Annotated in this window: 10 protein-coding genes and 1 pseudogene; 1 reads left to right on the top strand and 10 read right to left on the bottom strand. The window is 69.0% G+C overall.

Features of this window, described 5'->3' with window-relative positions:
• Positions 1-136 precede the first annotated feature (136 nt).
• From gltX to FHX53_RS00555, 7 genes and pseudogenes are all read right to left on the bottom strand, one after another.
• Positions 137-1,636 carry a glutamate--tRNA ligase gene (gene gltX / locus FHX53_RS00585; RefSeq protein ID WP_182489224.1) on the bottom strand — a complete coding sequence of 500 codons (1,500 nt, stop codon included), beginning with the start codon at positions 1,634-1,636 and terminating at the stop codon, positions 137-139.
• Positions 1,637-1,968: 332 nt separating this feature from the next.
• A pseudogene (locus tag FHX53_RS14125) lies at positions 1,969-2,745 on the bottom strand (CAP domain-containing protein); the annotation flags it as partial.
• Positions 2,746-2,908: 163 nt separating this feature from the next.
• A complete protein-coding gene (locus FHX53_RS00575) occupies positions 2,909-4,198 on the bottom strand; it encodes an MFS transporter (protein ID WP_246335370.1) in 1,290 nt (429 codons plus the stop codon).
• Between the two features lie 60 nt (positions 4,199-4,258).
• The gene (locus FHX53_RS00570) at positions 4,259-5,038 is read right to left on the bottom strand and encodes a fumarylacetoacetate hydrolase family protein (protein WP_182489220.1); all 780 of its coding nucleotides are present in this window, start codon (positions 5,036-5,038) and stop codon (positions 4,259-4,261) included.
• A gap of 100 nt (positions 5,039-5,138) precedes the next feature.
• Positions 5,139-5,648 (bottom strand): hypothetical protein, encoded by a 510-nt coding sequence (locus tag FHX53_RS00565; RefSeq protein ID WP_182489218.1) that lies wholly within the window; start codon positions 5,646-5,648, stop codon positions 5,139-5,141.
• 14 nt (positions 5,649-5,662) lie between these two features.
• Positions 5,663-7,570, bottom strand: a complete 1,908-nt coding sequence (typA, locus tag FHX53_RS00560) for a translational GTPase TypA (RefSeq protein WP_182489216.1) — start codon at positions 7,568-7,570, stop codon at positions 5,663-5,665.
• Between the two features lie 130 nt (positions 7,571-7,700).
• Positions 7,701-9,374, bottom strand: a complete 1,674-nt coding sequence (locus FHX53_RS00555) for a dipeptide ABC transporter ATP-binding protein (protein ID WP_343050710.1) — start codon at positions 9,372-9,374, stop codon at positions 7,701-7,703.
• Positions 9,375-9,424: 50 nt separating this feature from the next.
• Here FHX53_RS00555 and FHX53_RS00550 point away from each other — a divergent pair, with 50 nt between their 5' ends.
• Positions 9,425-10,030: a PH domain-containing protein gene (locus FHX53_RS00550; RefSeq protein ID WP_182489214.1), complete on the top strand. Its 606-nt coding sequence runs from the start codon at positions 9,425-9,427 to the stop codon at positions 10,028-10,030.
• 23 nt (positions 10,031-10,053) lie between these two features.
• On the opposite strand, the gene FHX53_RS00545 is transcribed toward FHX53_RS00550, so the two are convergent.
• The 3 genes from FHX53_RS00545 to FHX53_RS00535 all read right to left on the bottom strand — a co-directional run bounded on the left by FHX53_RS00545 (position 10,054) and on the right by FHX53_RS00535 (position 14,719).
• Positions 10,054-11,253: an ABC transporter permease gene (locus tag FHX53_RS00545; protein ID WP_182489212.1), complete on the bottom strand. Its 1,200-nt coding sequence runs from the start codon at positions 11,251-11,253 to the stop codon at positions 10,054-10,056.
• Positions 11,253-12,776: an ABC transporter permease gene (locus FHX53_RS00540; protein WP_182489210.1), complete on the bottom strand. Its 1,524-nt coding sequence runs from the start codon at positions 12,774-12,776 to the stop codon at positions 11,253-11,255. Before FHX53_RS00540 ends, FHX53_RS00545 begins: the two co-directional genes overlap by 1 nt.
• Before the next feature lie 128 nt (positions 12,777-12,904).
• The gene (locus FHX53_RS00535) at positions 12,905-14,719 is read right to left on the bottom strand and encodes an ABC transporter family substrate-binding protein (protein ID WP_220476066.1); all 1,815 of its coding nucleotides are present in this window, start codon (positions 14,717-14,719) and stop codon (positions 12,905-12,907) included.
• Positions 14,720-14,865 lie beyond the last annotated feature (146 nt).

Raw genomic sequence — 14,865 nt, 5'->3', positions numbered from 1 at the left:
ACGCGACGGGGTCGTCCCACATGAAGGGCGGGACACCCTGCGCAGCGGCGTGTCGCACACGACACGCCGTCGCCAGGGCCGCCGCTCCCTTCATTTGGTCGACGCGGCTCGATCCGGGGGCGCCGGGATGGCCGGGCTAGAGCGTCGCGCGGAGCGCCCTCAGGCGGGCGAGGGTCGAGTCGCGCCCGAGGAGCTCCATCGACTCGAACAGCGGCGGGCTCACCCGTCGACCCGAGACGGCGACGCGCAGCGGGCCGAACGCGAGTCGCGGCTTGAGGCCGAGGCCGTCGATGAGCGCCTCGCGCAGGGCGGCCTCGATGCCCTCCGGCGTGAACTCCTCGAGCCACTCGAGCGCGCCGATGCCGGCGTCGAGCACGGCGGCCGCGTCGGCATCGAGCGAGGCTCGAGCATCCGCCTCGATCTCGAGTTCGTCATCGTCGGTGAACAGGAAGCCGACCATTCTCGGCACCTCGCCCAGAAGTCCGACGCGCTCCTGCACGAGGGGCGCGGCCTTCGCGAGCAGGTCGCGCTCCTTCGGGCGCGGGACGTCGTTGAACAGGCCGGCGCCGCTGCAGTAGGGGATGCTCCGCTCGACGAACTCGTCGAGGGGCAGCCGCCGCACGTGGTCTCCGTTGATGGCCTCGGCCTTCTTCTGGTCGAACCGCGCGGGGTTCGGGTTGACGTCGCGCACGTCGAAGGCGGCGATGAGCTCCTCGAGGGTGAAGACGTCGCGGTCGTGGCTGAGCGACCAGCCCAGGAGCGACAGGTAGTTGAGCAGGCCCTCGGGGATGAACCCGCGGTCGCGGTGGTGGAAGAGGTTCGACTCCGGGTCGCGCTTGCTGAGCTTCTTGTTGCCCTCCCCCATGACGAAGGGCAGGTGTCCGAACTGCGGGATGGCCTCGGCAACGCCGATGTCGATGAGCGCGTGGTAGAGCGCGATCTGCCGCGGTGTGGACGACAGCAGATCCTCGCCGCGGAGGACGTGCGTCACACCCATGAGCGCGTCGTCGACGGGATTCACGAACGTGTAGAGCGGGGCGCCGTTCGGCCGCACGACGACGAAGTCGACGAAGCTGCCCTCGGGGAAGGTGATGTCGCCGCGCACCAGATCGGTGAAGCTCAGCGCCGTGTCCGGCACGCGGAGGCGCAGCGCGGGCTGACGACCCTCGGAACGGTACGCCTCGCGCTGCTCGTCGGTGAGCTCGCGCTCGGCGTTGTCGTAGCCCATCTTCGGGTCGCGGCCCGCGGCGATGTTGCGGGCCTCGATCTCATCGGGCGTGAGGTACGACTCGTACAGGTGCCCGGCATCCGTCAGCCGCTCGATGACTTCGCCATAGATCTCGCCGCGCTGCGATTGGCGATAAGGAGCGTGCGGTCCGCCGACCTCGACGCCCTCGTCCCAGTCGATGCCCAGCCATCGCAGGGCGTCGAGGAGCTGGTGATAACTCTCCTCGCTGTCGCGGGCCGTGTCGGTGTCCTCGATGCGGAAGATGAGCTTCCCGCCCGTGTGGCGCGCGTACGCCCAGTTGAACAGGGCGGTGCGCACGAGGCCGACGTGGGGCGTCCCGGTCGGGGAAGGGCAGAAGCGCACGCGGACATCGCTGCCCGTGGCGGTGGAGAAGGCGGGGGAGGTCATCGCCTGCGATCCTACCGGCGGGCAGGCAGCCGGCGCTCAGCAGCGGTAGAAGCCGGCCACCGTCGGGGCGAGCGTCGCATGCCCGCCGAGCAGCACGATGTCGGCCGGTGCTTGCGCGCTGATCGCGCTGTGCACGGACGCCGGGATGCAGCGCGACGAGAGCGTCGGCGAATCCCGACCCGGTCGCCACGAACACCGTCGGCGCCCCGGTGACGCCGTAGGCATCGACGGCGAGACGGCGCGAGACCTCGTAGCGGTCGGCTCCGGAGATGCGGTCGACGCGGGCGACGACCGTTCGGAGGACGGCGACCACGGAGTCGCTTGACCGAGCCCGGTCCGCCGGCAACGACGACCCGGGCAGGGGACAGGCGCCGCAGCTCTGTGAGCACTGCCTGGGGGACGGAATCCGGGGCGACCAGGAGGAGCGGGCCGCGTGCGGCTCCCGCGAGGGCCGAGGCGCTCAGCGCATCCGGGAAGTTCGCACCGGAGGCCACATACACGGTGGACGCTCCTGCCGGAAAGGTTCGAGCCGACGTCTGCGCGGAGACGGCGTATCGGTCCGGACCGGCGATCCGGTTCATCGACCCGGGCACCGGCGGCGGCGCGCTGGCGTATCGACCGAAGTTCTGCGTGTAGAACCAGCGGCCCCGAGCGTCTCTAGCCGCGCCGATGCCGGTGTCCGTGTTCGAGGAGAGAAGATTGGCGCGGTGCCCGGTCGATGCCGCCCAGGCATCCAGGACAGAGCCGGGCTGGTAGCCCATCGCCACGTTCTCGGCCGCCCGCGACCACCCGGCGGGGTACAGCGATGCGAGGCCGACGCGATGTTTCATGACCCCGCTCGCCGCCTGCTTCTCGGCCCAATCCTGCGCGACGTCGTTGAGCGCATGGTTGAGGCGCAGGGGTGAGAGCCCGTTCGCGGCCCGGAGCTCGTTCGTATTCCGCAGGATCAGCGCTCGCTCGCTGAGAGCTATGCCGGCACTCGGCAGGGACGCCGCAGTCGACTCGAGCGCACTGCCGACAGCCGCAGGCACCGACCGCGTCTGGCTCGCCTCGGCAGCCGCGCCGCCCGGTTGCGCGCTCCCCGACGGAGTCGAGACCAGCGCCGACATGAGCACCACTCCGACGGTGGCAAGGCCGAACTGCTGTCTCACGGGATCCCCCGAGCCTGGCTGCACGCCGCGACCCCCTGTCGCGACATGCGATCAGCCTGCGTCGACGCCGCGCGACGGGCACGCCCCCGAACGTGGCCCCCGTGGTCGTCGGCGCGCTGACCTAGGAGGTGGTCGGCCCAGCGCGGCCTCGGCGATTCGCGACCAGCGTCGCCACGACCGCCGCCACGAGCGCCATCGCCGCGAGCGACAGCCCCGCGTACCCCGACGTGGCGAGCACCGGCCCGGCGAGCAGGCCCCCGACCGCACCGCTGCCGCTCATGAACAGGTCGCTGCGACCCTGGATGACCGTGCGCCGCTGGGGCGCGGTCGACTCGGTGAGCAACGCGCTGCCCGCGACGGTCGCGGCGCTCCAGCCGAGGCCGAGGAGGATCAGCCCCGTAACGACGGCTACCTCGCTCTCGGCGCCGAGCGCAGTGAAGAGCAGGCTCGCGACGAGGAGCGCCTGCCCGACGAGGATCGTCCACCACCGGCCGAGCCGGTCGGCGAGGATGCCGAACACGGGCGAGAGGGCGTACATGCCCGCGATGTGAAGGCTGATCGTGAAGCCGACGACTACGAGGCTCGCCCCGTGGTCGGTGAGGTGCACGGGCGTCATCGCCATGACGCTCACCATCGTCGCGTGGCTGAGGGCGAGCGCGATGAGGGCGAGCCGGATGCCCGCGCGGTCGCTGCGCGCCGCTCCCGTTGCCGACTCCCCCGCCGCTGTCGCCGCGGCGGCGGCATCGCGTGCGAGTCGAAGCGCGAGCCGCAGGGGGTCGGGGCGGAGCGCGACGAGGTAGAGGGCCGCAGCGAGCGCCTGGGCGACGACGGTGAAGAGGAACGGCCCCGAGAGCGGCGGTAGCCCGATCGCGGCGCCGAGCTGCTCGCCCGGGCCGATGAGGTTGGGGCCGCTCACCGCGCCGACGGTAGTCGCCCACACGACGAGCGAGAGGTCGCGGCCCCGCGTCGCAGGAGCCGCGAGGTCGGCGGCGGCGAACCGCGACTGCAGGTTCACGGCCGTGCCGACGCCGATGAGCACGATCGCCCCGAGCAGCAGCGGGAAGCTCGGCAGGCCCGCAGCGACGATCGCGAGCACGGCGCCGGTCGCGGCCGCGAGGGCGCCGACGGCGAGCGCGGGCGCGCGGCCGAACCGGCCGGCGAGTCGGGCGAGCGGGATCGCCGCGAGCGCGGCGCCGAGGGTGACCGCGGTCGCCGCGAGCCCGCTGTAGGCGGGCGACCCGGATACCTCGGCGGCGAGGATCGCTCCGATGCTCAGCGTCGATCCCATGCCGAGGCCGGCGAGCACCTGCCCGACCATGAGCGTCGAGCGGACCCGGCGCTGGACGGCCGCGACATCCATCACTGGAGCGACGGCGGGCGCGTCCGCCGTTACCGGGGGGACGGAGCTCATGGCTCCATCATGCTCCTGCCGCGCATCCGCCGTATGGGCCGCATGGGCCGGAGGCCCCGATCAGTAGTCGCGGTCGTCGCGGTTCTTCGCGGGGTTGCTGAGCGTGCCGAGACCCTCGATCGTGATGTCGATCGTCTGACCGTCGACGAAGCCGCCGAGCCCGTCGGGGGTTCCCGTGAGGATGAGGTCGCCGGGCAGGAGGGTCCACACGTCGCTGATGAACTCGATGAGCTGAGGAATGGTGTGAAGGAGGTCGCCCGTGTTGCCCTTGCGGCGAAGCTCGCCGTCGACGAACGTCTCTATCTCGAGGTTCGTGGGGTCGAGCTCGGTGTCGATGAACGGGCCGAGCGGGCAGAACGTGTCGTAGCCCTTCGCGCGCGCCCACTGGCCGTCGGCGAACATGACGTCACGCGCCGAGACGTCGTTGGCGATCGTCACTCCGAAGACGACGTCGCGCCAGTTCTCGGCCTTCACCCGCTTGGCGACCGAGCCGATCACGAGCGCCAGCTCGCCCTCGTGCACGATGCGCCCCTCGACGGGCGGAATGACGATCGGGTCGCCGGGGCCGACGACCGCGGTGTTGGGCTTGAGGAAGATGAGCGGGGTCTCCGGGCCCTCGTGGCCCATCTCGCGTCGGTGCGCCGCGTAGTTCATGCCCACGCACACCACCTTCGAGCGCGGGATGACCGGTGCGAGGATTCTCGCATCCGACAGCGGCACGCGCTCGCCCGACGTGTCGTAGCCGTGGTACATCGGGTCGCCCGTGAGCACGACGAGCTCATCGTCGTCGACGATGCCGTACCGGGGGGATCCGTCGGTGCTGAATCGGGCGATCTTCACGGCGAGAGCCTACCTTCTGTGCAGTCCAGCTTCATGCGAATGCATCGAGTGCGCGGTCGGGGACGCGAGCACCGGCGATCGCCGACCATCGGGCGGATGCTCAGGCCGGCGTGACGACGTACGTCGCCGTGACCTCGCCCTGGGCATCCGTCGCGACCGACAGGTCGACGCGGTACGCGCTCGACGTGAACGCGCCGTACCCGCTATCGGTGTCGCTCGAGACGCCGCTCGCGGCGAATCCCGCTCCCTCGAGGGCCGCGGCGGCCGCGGCGAACGCGCCCGCGTCGTCGATGCGCGTGCGGACGACCCAGCCGGTGCTGTCGGGGCCCGCTCCTCCGCCGAGGACGTCGCCGACGAGCGGCACCTCGCGCGGGAAGCTCGCGGGCGGCTCGCCGTCGGTCGACAACTCGACGCCGCCGAGCACGTCATCGACGAGACCGCGGACGGACTCGTCGATGCCGGAGGTGATCTGCTCGACGCCCTGGTCGACGAGCCCCTCGACGATGTCGTCGAGCGGCGTGCCCGTCGCGCAGCCGCTCGCCCCGAGGGCGAGCGCACCGACGAGAGCGGCGGCGAGAGTGGCGGCGAGACGGTGGGGAGGTCGGCGCATGGGTGCTCCTCGGGTCAGGCGTTCTGCTTCTTGAGGCGGGAGGTCGCGCGGGCGCGCAGGGTCTGGTCGAGCTCGACCTTGCGGATACGCACCTTCTCGGGCGTGACCTCGACGCACTCGTCCTCGCGGGCGAACTCGAGGCATTCCTCCAGCGTGAGCTGACGGGGAGGTGTGAGTCGCTCCAGCTCCTCCGCGGTGGAGGAGCGGATGTTGTTGAGCTTCTTCTCCTTGGTGATGTTGACGTCCATGTCGTCGGCCCGCGAGTTCTCGCCGACGACCATGCCCTCGTAGACCTCCTCGGTGGGGTTCACGAAGAACGACATGCGCTCCTGCAAGGTCATCATCGCGTTGCTTGTGACGACGCCCGCGCGGTCGGCAACGATCGAGCCGTTGTTGCGCGACTGAATGGACCCGGCCCACGGCTCGTAGCCATGCGAGATGGCGTTCGCGATGCCGGTGCCTCGGGTCGTGGTGAGGAACTCGGTGCGGAATCCGATGAGGCCGCGGCTCGGGACCAGGAACTCCATGCGCACCCAGCCGGTGCCGTGGTTCGACATGCCCTCCATGCGCCCGCGGCGCGCGGCGAGCAGCTGCGTGATCGCTCCCAAGTACTCCTCCGGCGCGTCGATCGTGAGCTGCTCGAACGGCTCGTGGAGCTTGCCGTCGATCGTCTTCGTGACGACCTGCGGCTTGCCGACCGTGAGCTCGAAGCCCTCACGGCGCATGTTCTCGACGAGGATCGCGAGCGCGAGCTCGCCGCGGCCCTGCACCTCCCACGCGTCGGGGCGGCCGATGTCGACGACGCGGATCGAGACGTTTCCGATGAGCTCGCGATCGAGGCGGTCCTTGACCATGCGCGCCGTGAGCTTGTGACCCTTGACCTTGCCGACGAGCGGGGATGTGTTGGTGCCGATCGTCATCGAGATCGCGGGCTCGTCGACCGTGATGGCCGGGAGCGGGCGGATGTCCTCCGGGTCGGCGATCGTCTCGCCGATCGTGATGTCCTCGATGCCGGCGATCGCGACGATGTCGCCCGCGGTGCCCGACTCGGCCGGGTAGCGCTCGAGCGCGCGGGTCTTCAGCAGCTCGGTGATGCGCATGTTGGTGTGCGTGCCGTCGTGGCGCACCCAGGCGACGGTCTGGCCCTTCTTGAGCGTGCCGTTGAAGATGCGAAGCAGCGCGATGCGGCCGAGGAAGGGGCTCGCGTCGAGGTTGGTGACATGCGCCTGCAGCGGGTGCTCGTCGTCGTAGGTCGGCGCCGGGATGTGCTGCAGGATCGCCTCGAACAGCGGCTCGAGGTCGTCGTTGTCGGGCAGCTCGCCGTCGGCGGGGCGCGTGCGGCTGGCAGCGCCGGCGCGGCCGGAGGCGTAAATGACGGGGAGGTCGAGGATGGCGTCCACGTCGAGGTCGGGCACCTCGTCCTGCAGGTCGCTCGCGAGACCCAGGAGGAGGTCATGGGTCTCCTCCTCGACGGCCTCGATGCGGGCATCCGGCCGGTCGGTCTTGTTGACGAGCAGGATGACCGGGAGCTTCGCCGCGAGCGCCTTGCGCAGCACGAATCGCGTCTGGGGCAGCGGGCCCTCGCTCGCGTCGACGAGCAGGACGACGCCGTCGACCATGCTCAGGCCGCGCTCGACCTCGCCGCCGAAGTCGGCGTGACCGGGGGTGTCGATCACGTTGATCGTGATCTCCTGCCCGCCGGCGTGCTTGCCCTTGTAGGTCACCGCCGTGTTCTTGGCGAGGATCGTGATGCCCTTCTCGCGCTCGAGGTCGTTCGAGTCCATCGCGCGGTCCTCGAGGTGGGCGTGCGCGGCGAAGGAGTCGGTCTGGCGCAGCATGGCGTCGACGAGAGTGGTCTTGCCGTGGTCGACATGGGCGACGATCGCCACGTTGCGCAGGTCGGAGCGGGTGGCGAGCGCCATACGGAAACAGCTTTCAGTTCGGGGAGGCTTCGGGGCTCAGGGCACGCAGAAAGGGCCGAGCGATGCGACCAGTCTACCCACCGCCCTCTCGGCGAGGGGCCTGGCCTCGCTCGGCCCTCTGCGCGGTGCGCTACAGCCCGGCGCGGCGGCTCTCGCGGCGCTCGCGCTGCGCTACCGGGTCAGGCAGCGGTACGGCAGAGATGAGGCGCTGTGTGTACGACTCCTTGGGGCTGCGGAGGATCTCGTCGCGAGTTCCCTGCTCGACCAGCCGCCCGCGGTGCATGACCGCGATGCGGTGAGCGAGGATGTCGACGACGGCGAGGTCGTGGCTGATGAACAGGCATGCGAAGTGCAGCTTCTGCTGCAGATCCTGGAGCAGGTCGAGGAAGCGGGCCTGCACCGAGACGTCGAGCGCGCTCGTCGGCTCATCCGCGATGAGCAGTTCTGGCGTCAGCGCGAGGGCGCGGGCGATGCCGACGCGCTGACGCTGCCCGCCCGACAGCTCGTGCGGGTAGCGGTTGCGGTAACTCGTCGGCAGCTCGACCGAGCTCAGGAGCTCCTGGACGCGCTTGTCGAGATCTTTCCCCTCCGCCTCGCCGGCGAGGAACAGCGGCTCGCCGATCGACTCGCCGATCGGCATGCGGGGGTTGAGGCTCGACCCCGGGTCCTGGAAGACGATGCCGGCCTTGCGGCGCAGCGACTTGAGCTCCTTCACGCCGCCGCGGGAGATGTCGACGCCGGCCGAGATGAGCGAGCCGCTCTTGATGGGGAGGAGGCCGACCGCAGCGCGACCGAGCGTCGTCTTGCCCGACCCCGACTCGCCGACGAGGCCGACGATCTCACCGGGGTACACATTGAGATTGATCTCGTCCGCCGCGAGGAACGCGGGCACGCGACCGCGCTTGGGGTACTCGATCGCGACATCCTGGAATGACAGCACGGGAGTCGCCGTCGTCGACGGCGACTCCCGCGAGGTGCCGGTCTCCGAGATCTCGAGGCCGAGGTGCGGCACCGAGGCGAGCAGCGACTGCGTGTAGGGATGCTGCGGGCGCTGGAAGATGTCCAGCGCCGTACCCTGCTCCACGGCCTCGCCGTTCTTCATGACCATGATCGAGTCCGCGAGGTCGGCGACCACGCCCATGTCGTGCGTGATGAGCACGATCGCGGAGTCGAGCCGCGTGCGCAGGCTGCGCAGCAGCTCGAGGATCTCGGCCTGGACGGTCACGTCCAAGGCGGTCGTGGGCTCGTCGGCGATGAGCAGCACAGGGTCGCACGAGATCGACTGGGCGATCATCGCGCGCTGGCGCTGGCCGCCGGAGAGCTGGTGAGGGTACTTGTTGAACGCCGTCTGCGGGTCGGGCATCTCGACCTTCTCGAGCAGCTCGATCGCGCGCTCCTTCGCCGCGGCGGGCGTGAGGTCGTAGTGCGTGCGGAGCGTCTCGACGATCTGGAATCCGATCGTGTAGACGGGGTTGAGGGCCGTCATGGGCTCCTGGAAGATCACGGCGATCTGGTTGCCGCGCACCTTCCGCAGCTCGCGGTTGTCGAGGCCGGCGATCTCACGCCCGAGGAGCTTGATGGAGCCGGTGACGCGCGCGGTGGGCGGGAGCAGCCCGAGGAGGGCCATCGAGCTCGAGCTCTTGCCCGAGCCGGACTCGCCGACGATCGCGAGGACCTCGCCGCGCTTGACGCGGTAGTCGAGGCCGACGGCGGCCGGGTAGTACTCGCCGTCGACCCAGAAGTCGACGCCGAGGTTCTCGACCTCGAGCACGGTCTCGACGGCGGTGGGGGTGGTGGTGCTCACGGGAGGTCCTTCCCTGCGTTCAGTTCGCGGCGGTCTGACAGGCTGGCATCATGCGATTCCAGCCCGTCGTCTTCCGTCCGCTCTTCGGCCGCGTGCTCACCGTCGTCATGACGGCTCTCGCGTTCGCGGGTCTCGGTGGGTTCGTGGTGACGGGCGACATCGACGGCCTCGTGCGCTACGGCTGGTGGCTCGGCCTGATGGCCTACGGCACTGCGCTGCTCTTCTGGCTGCCGAAGGTCGATGTCCGCGAGGACGGCGTGGTGGTGCGGAACCCCTTCGTGTCCTGGCACCTGCCCTGGGAGGGCATCCAGCTCATCGACACGAAGTGGGCGCTCACCCTGCGCGCGGGCGGCCGGCGCATCGAGGCCTGGGCGGCGCCCGCCGGCTCGCGCTGGACGCCCATGACGCTCGGTCGCGACGACCTTCGCGTCTCGGAGTCGGCGCACGTGGCCGGGTCGATCCGCCCCGGCGACGCGCTCAACACGGACAGCGGCGCCGCTGCGAACGTGATCCGGCGCCACTGGGAGGAGCTCCGCGACGACGGTCTGCTGCGCCCCGAGGCGCCGGAGGCGCAGCCACGACGCACCGTGCACGTTCTCGAGATCGGCGTCGTCGTGGGCCTCGTGGCGCTGTGCCTCGCGGGCCTCGTGCTCTGATCCGGCGATAGCCAGGACGAGCATCAGGCGTCGCCTCGCGAGCCGTGCGTCGGCCGCTCGTCGCCCTCGTCGAGGGTCGTCGTACTGCGGGGTGCGCGCGATCCGTCGACCTGGTTGTCGGCACCGCGCGTTCCCACGAGTGCCTCGGCGCGCGCGAGGTCGTTGCGGTTGGCCGTCGCGCGGGCGAGGGCTCGCGAGCTGGGCAGTCGCTTCTGGCGAGGGTCGAACGCGTCGCGGAGGCCGTCGCCGATGAAGTTGATGCACAGCGCGATCGCGATGATGAACGCACCGGGCCACCAGAACAGCCACGGCCGCGTTCCGAAGGCCGCCTGATTGTCGCTGATGATTTTCCCGAGCGAGGTGTCGGGCGCCTGCACGCCGAAGCCGAGGAAGCTCAGGGCCGTCTCGAGCAGGATCGCCGCGGCCATGAGCAGCGTCGCGTTGACGATGATCACGCCGATCGCATTCGGCAGCACGTGCTTGAAGATGATCCGGCGGTTGCTCGCGCCCGCGACCCGGGCTGCGTCGACGAACTCGCGCTCGCGCAGGCTCAGCACCTCGGCGCGCACGAGACGGGCAAGTCCCGTCCAGGCGAACAGTCCGAGCACGATCGCCAGAGCGAACGCCCCCTGGTTGCCGACGGCTCGACCGACGACCGCACCGACGACGATCACGGGGATCGTGATGATGATGTCGGTGAAGCGCATGAGGACCGAGTCGCGCCAGCCGCGGAAGAAGCCGGAGATCGCGCCGATGACGGTGCCGATCGTGACGCCGATGATGCCGACGACGAACATGATGACGATCGACTGCTGGGTTCCGCGCATGACGACGGCGAAGATGTCGCGGCCGACCTCGTCCTGACCGAACGGGTGGTCACCGAATCGGATGCCGTCGCCGCCGAGGAACTCGGGGACGAGCCTCAGCGTCGGCGCGCCGCCGTTCTGCGGGGTCGGGATCTGCGTCCACGTCCACTGCCACCAGCCGGGGGTGCGGATGTCGATCCCGAAGAAGCTGAAGGCGAGACCGACGGAGGAGAACGCCGTGATGATGATGAGCGCGAGCGCAACCATCGAGACGAGCGCGCCGCGGTGGCGGAAGAAGCGCCGGCGGACGATCTGACCCTGGCTGAGGCCCTCGATCTCCTTGAGCTCGAGGTTGTTCTCCGCGTCGGTCACGCTGCCCGCGGTGTGCCCGGGCTCGGGGAGGGGTGCGTTGGTCATCAGTTCACTCGGATTCGCGGGTCGAGGGCGGCGTAGACGAGGTCGGCGATCAGGTTGAACAGAATCGCGAGCCCGCCGACGATGACGAAGAAGGCCATGACGGGGTTCGGATCGACGCGCTGGAGGCCGTTCTGGAACAGCGACCCCATTCCCGTCCATCCGAACACGCGCTCAGTGATGATCGCGCCGCCGATGAGGCCGCCGATGTCGAAGGCCACGATCGTCGCGATCGGGATGAGTGCGTTGCGGAAGGCGTGACGGACGACGACCGTGCGCTCGGAGAGCCCCTTCGCGCGCGCGGTGCGGATGTAGTCCTGGTTGAGCACTTCGAGGAGGCTCGCTCGGGAGTACCGCGTGTAGGTCGCGAACGAGATCAGGATCAGCGCCATGGTCGGCAGAAGGAGGTGCGTGTAGATGTCGACGCCCTGCACCCACAGGGAGCCCTCGAGATTCGGCGTCGATGCGCCGATGGTCGCGATCGGGCGACCACGGATCCTCCCGGACTGGGCGTAGTCGTCCCACACGAGCATGAAGCGGTCGAGCGCGATCACGAACGCGGTCGTGACGCCGGTGAAGATCGCGATCCGGATGACCGGCCCACGGTCGTGACCGCCGGCGAAGTACCCGATCGTTCCGCTGACGATCACCGTGAGCACGGCGAGCGCCAGAAGCATCCACCACTCGGTCACGTAGAATGAGAGGTTGAACTGGAACGGGTAGTAGAGCGCGATCCCGAGGCCCGCGACGATGAGGGCGGCGACGAGCGCACGGCGATTCTGGAGTCCCGTGATCATGGCGGTGAAGCCGAACGCGGCGCCGATGCCCATGACCGCGACCCCGGCGATCGTGAGCGCCGGGTAGCTGAACCAGTCGGTGGCGTTCATCAGGGTCAGCACGGCGGCCGTGGCGAGGGCGGCGATCCCGAAGGTGATCGCCTTGCGCCGGGGGTTGCCGGGGATGATCGAGGCCCATAGAGCTCCGGAGATCAGAGCCATGATCACGACAGCGGGCACCGGCAGCTGGGGGTCGTCTTCGAGGAAGTCGTTGAAGCCGATGGCCACGAACTGCTTGAGGAGCACGGCGACCCAGAAGATCGGGAGCGAGAAGAAGAGGAACGAGATGAAGGTGACGCTGTAGTCGTATCCCGAGTACTGGCGCAGGGCGGTCGTGATGCCGACGATCAGTCCGAGGAAGATCGCGACGATCGTCGAGATCGTCACGAGCTGGACGGTCGACCCGAGCGCCTGCTCGAGAAGTGCATTGACGCTGCGGCCCTCGACGGTGACGCCGAAATTGCCGGTGATGACGTTGGCGAACCAGATGAAGTACCGCAGCGGCGGTGCGACATCGAGGTTGAGGAGTCGTATTCGTGACTCGATGAGCTGCTCCTTGTTGGGAGCGCTGCTCTGACGGAGGTCCTCGAGGGGATCACCCGAGAGCGCCACGAGGTTGTACATGATGTACGTCGCGGCGAGGAGGACGAAGACGGAGGCGATGAGTCGCCGGATAACGAATGTGGCCATCGGAAATGGCACCCTACCTAACTGAATCCTGGAGCGCCCAGCGGTGGGGCGCTGGAGCCGCGGTGGCGGCTCCAGCGCCCCTGGTGCTGGGTCAGCTGACTGACGTGTTCAGCCCGAGAGCCTCGGACCTACTCGCTGTCGCTGCCGAGAGGCGTCCAGTCCCAGATGTTCCAGAAGATCGTCGGCGAGAGGGGGCCGGGGTCGACACCCTCCACACGGTCGCTGTACGCCGTGACGCCGGGGAACTGGAAGATCGTGAGGCCGTAGGCGTCGTCCATGAGAAGACGGTCGATCTCGAGCTGGATCTCGATCTGGCGCTCCGGGTCGATCTCGGTGTCGAGCTCGGTCAGCAGGTCGTCAACCTCGGTGTTCGAGTAGAAGTTGAGGTTGTTGATGCCGCCGGTGCGGAAGGTCGCCGAGCTGTTGGTGACACCGAGGCTCGTCGACTGCCATCCGAAGAACGTGGCGTCGTACGCACCGGGGGTGCCGAGGAGGCCACCCCAGTCGTCGCTGCCGCAGTCGGTCACGTTGAAGCCTGCCTGGTTGGCCGACTCCTGGATGAGAGCGAACTCGTTCACGCGGCGAGGGTTGTTCGTGGCGTAGAGGATGCAGACCTCGGGGCTCGTGACGCCGGCCTCGGCGAGGAGCGCCGCGGCGCCCTCGATGTCGACCTCGCCGTATTTCTCGGCCATGCCGTTGCCCGCGACGGTCTCGTCGTAGCCCGGCGCGCCCGGGACGAAGAGCTGCGAGTTGCGCACCTCGGCCTCAGGGTTGAGCGGCTTGATGAGCGTGTCGACGATCTGCTGGCGCGGGATCGTCTTGAGGAAGGCCTCGCGGACGATCGGGTCGTTGAACGTGCCGCTCTTCGACTGGTCGAACTGAAGGTCGATGTGCTCGTAGACGGCCTCGACACCGCTCAGGACGGTCACGCCGTCGAGCTCGGTCAGCGCGTCAGCCACATCGGCCGTGGCCTGGGGGCTGATGACGTCGACCTCGCCGTTCGCGAGCGCCTGGACGGCCGCGAGCGGGTCGGTGATGAAGCGGACCGTGACCTCTTCGATCTGAGGGGTGTTCTGGCCGGTGTAGTTCTCGTTGGCGGTCAGCGTGATGTACTGGTCGGCCACGAAGTCCGAGATCACGTACGGCCCGTTGACGACGAGCAGGTTGGCGTCCTCCTCGGAGGGCATCTCCGAGAAGTTCCAGTCGGAGTTCCAGACGGACGAGATCGAGGCGAGCGCCTCCTCGTCGTTGTTCTGGATGGCCTCGACGAGGGCATCCTTCGCCTCTTGGGCGTCCTCGATTCCGAGCGCGCGCTGCGCGACGACGTGGGCGGGAAGGCCGACGCCGAACACGAGCTCCCAGTCGACGAAGATGTTGTCGTAGGAGAGCGTGATGGTGCTGCCATCGATCTCGGGAACCTCGGAGACGTTCTCGAGGCCGCTACCGAGCGAGCCATCGAAGAAGACGACGTCGGTCGGGTAGTCCTCGGTGAACTCACCGGTCTCCGGGTCCGTGAACTCGCCGGGGTCGAAGTCGGGCGTGTTGGGCACGCCCGAGTTGGCGGCCCACGCGAGGAGCATGTCGGCGGCGTCGACGGGAGTGCCGTCGGACCACTGCACGCCATCGGCGATCGTGTACTCCACGACCAGCGGGTCCTCGGAGACGACCTCGTAGGAGCCGAACGACTCGTCCTGCTGAAGCTCGGGCGTGTTGTCGTAGTAGTTGAACCCGCCGCTCGTCATGTAGACGATGTTCGCGTTCGCGGTGGCGTTGCCGAACGACGTGTTGCTGTTGTACGAGTAGAACGGCTGGTTCCACGCGACCGTGATGGAGCTTCCTTCGACGACCTCGGACTCCTGCTGCGGTGCAGCGCAAGCCGAGAGGACGAGGGCGCTCGCCGCGACCGTGGCTGCGCTAGCTGCCCCGATTCTGCTGATTCGCAATTTTCCTCCTGTGCAAGATGGACACGCGTCGGCCGCAGGTTGAGCGCGCCGTCACGCCTATTGGGTATGACCCTAGAGAGAGGGTCACATCCCCGCCAAACCATAGGCGCATTCGTTACACACCAGTAACGACATTCGAGCATTCC

The sequence above is a fragment of the Microcella alkalica genome, from assembly GCF_014137945.1.
Lineage (GTDB): Bacteria > Actinomycetota > Actinomycetes > Actinomycetales > Microbacteriaceae > Microcella > Microcella alkalica.
The sequence above is the reverse complement of the archived record's forward strand: the minus strand, read 5'-3'. Positions and strand labels throughout refer to the sequence as shown.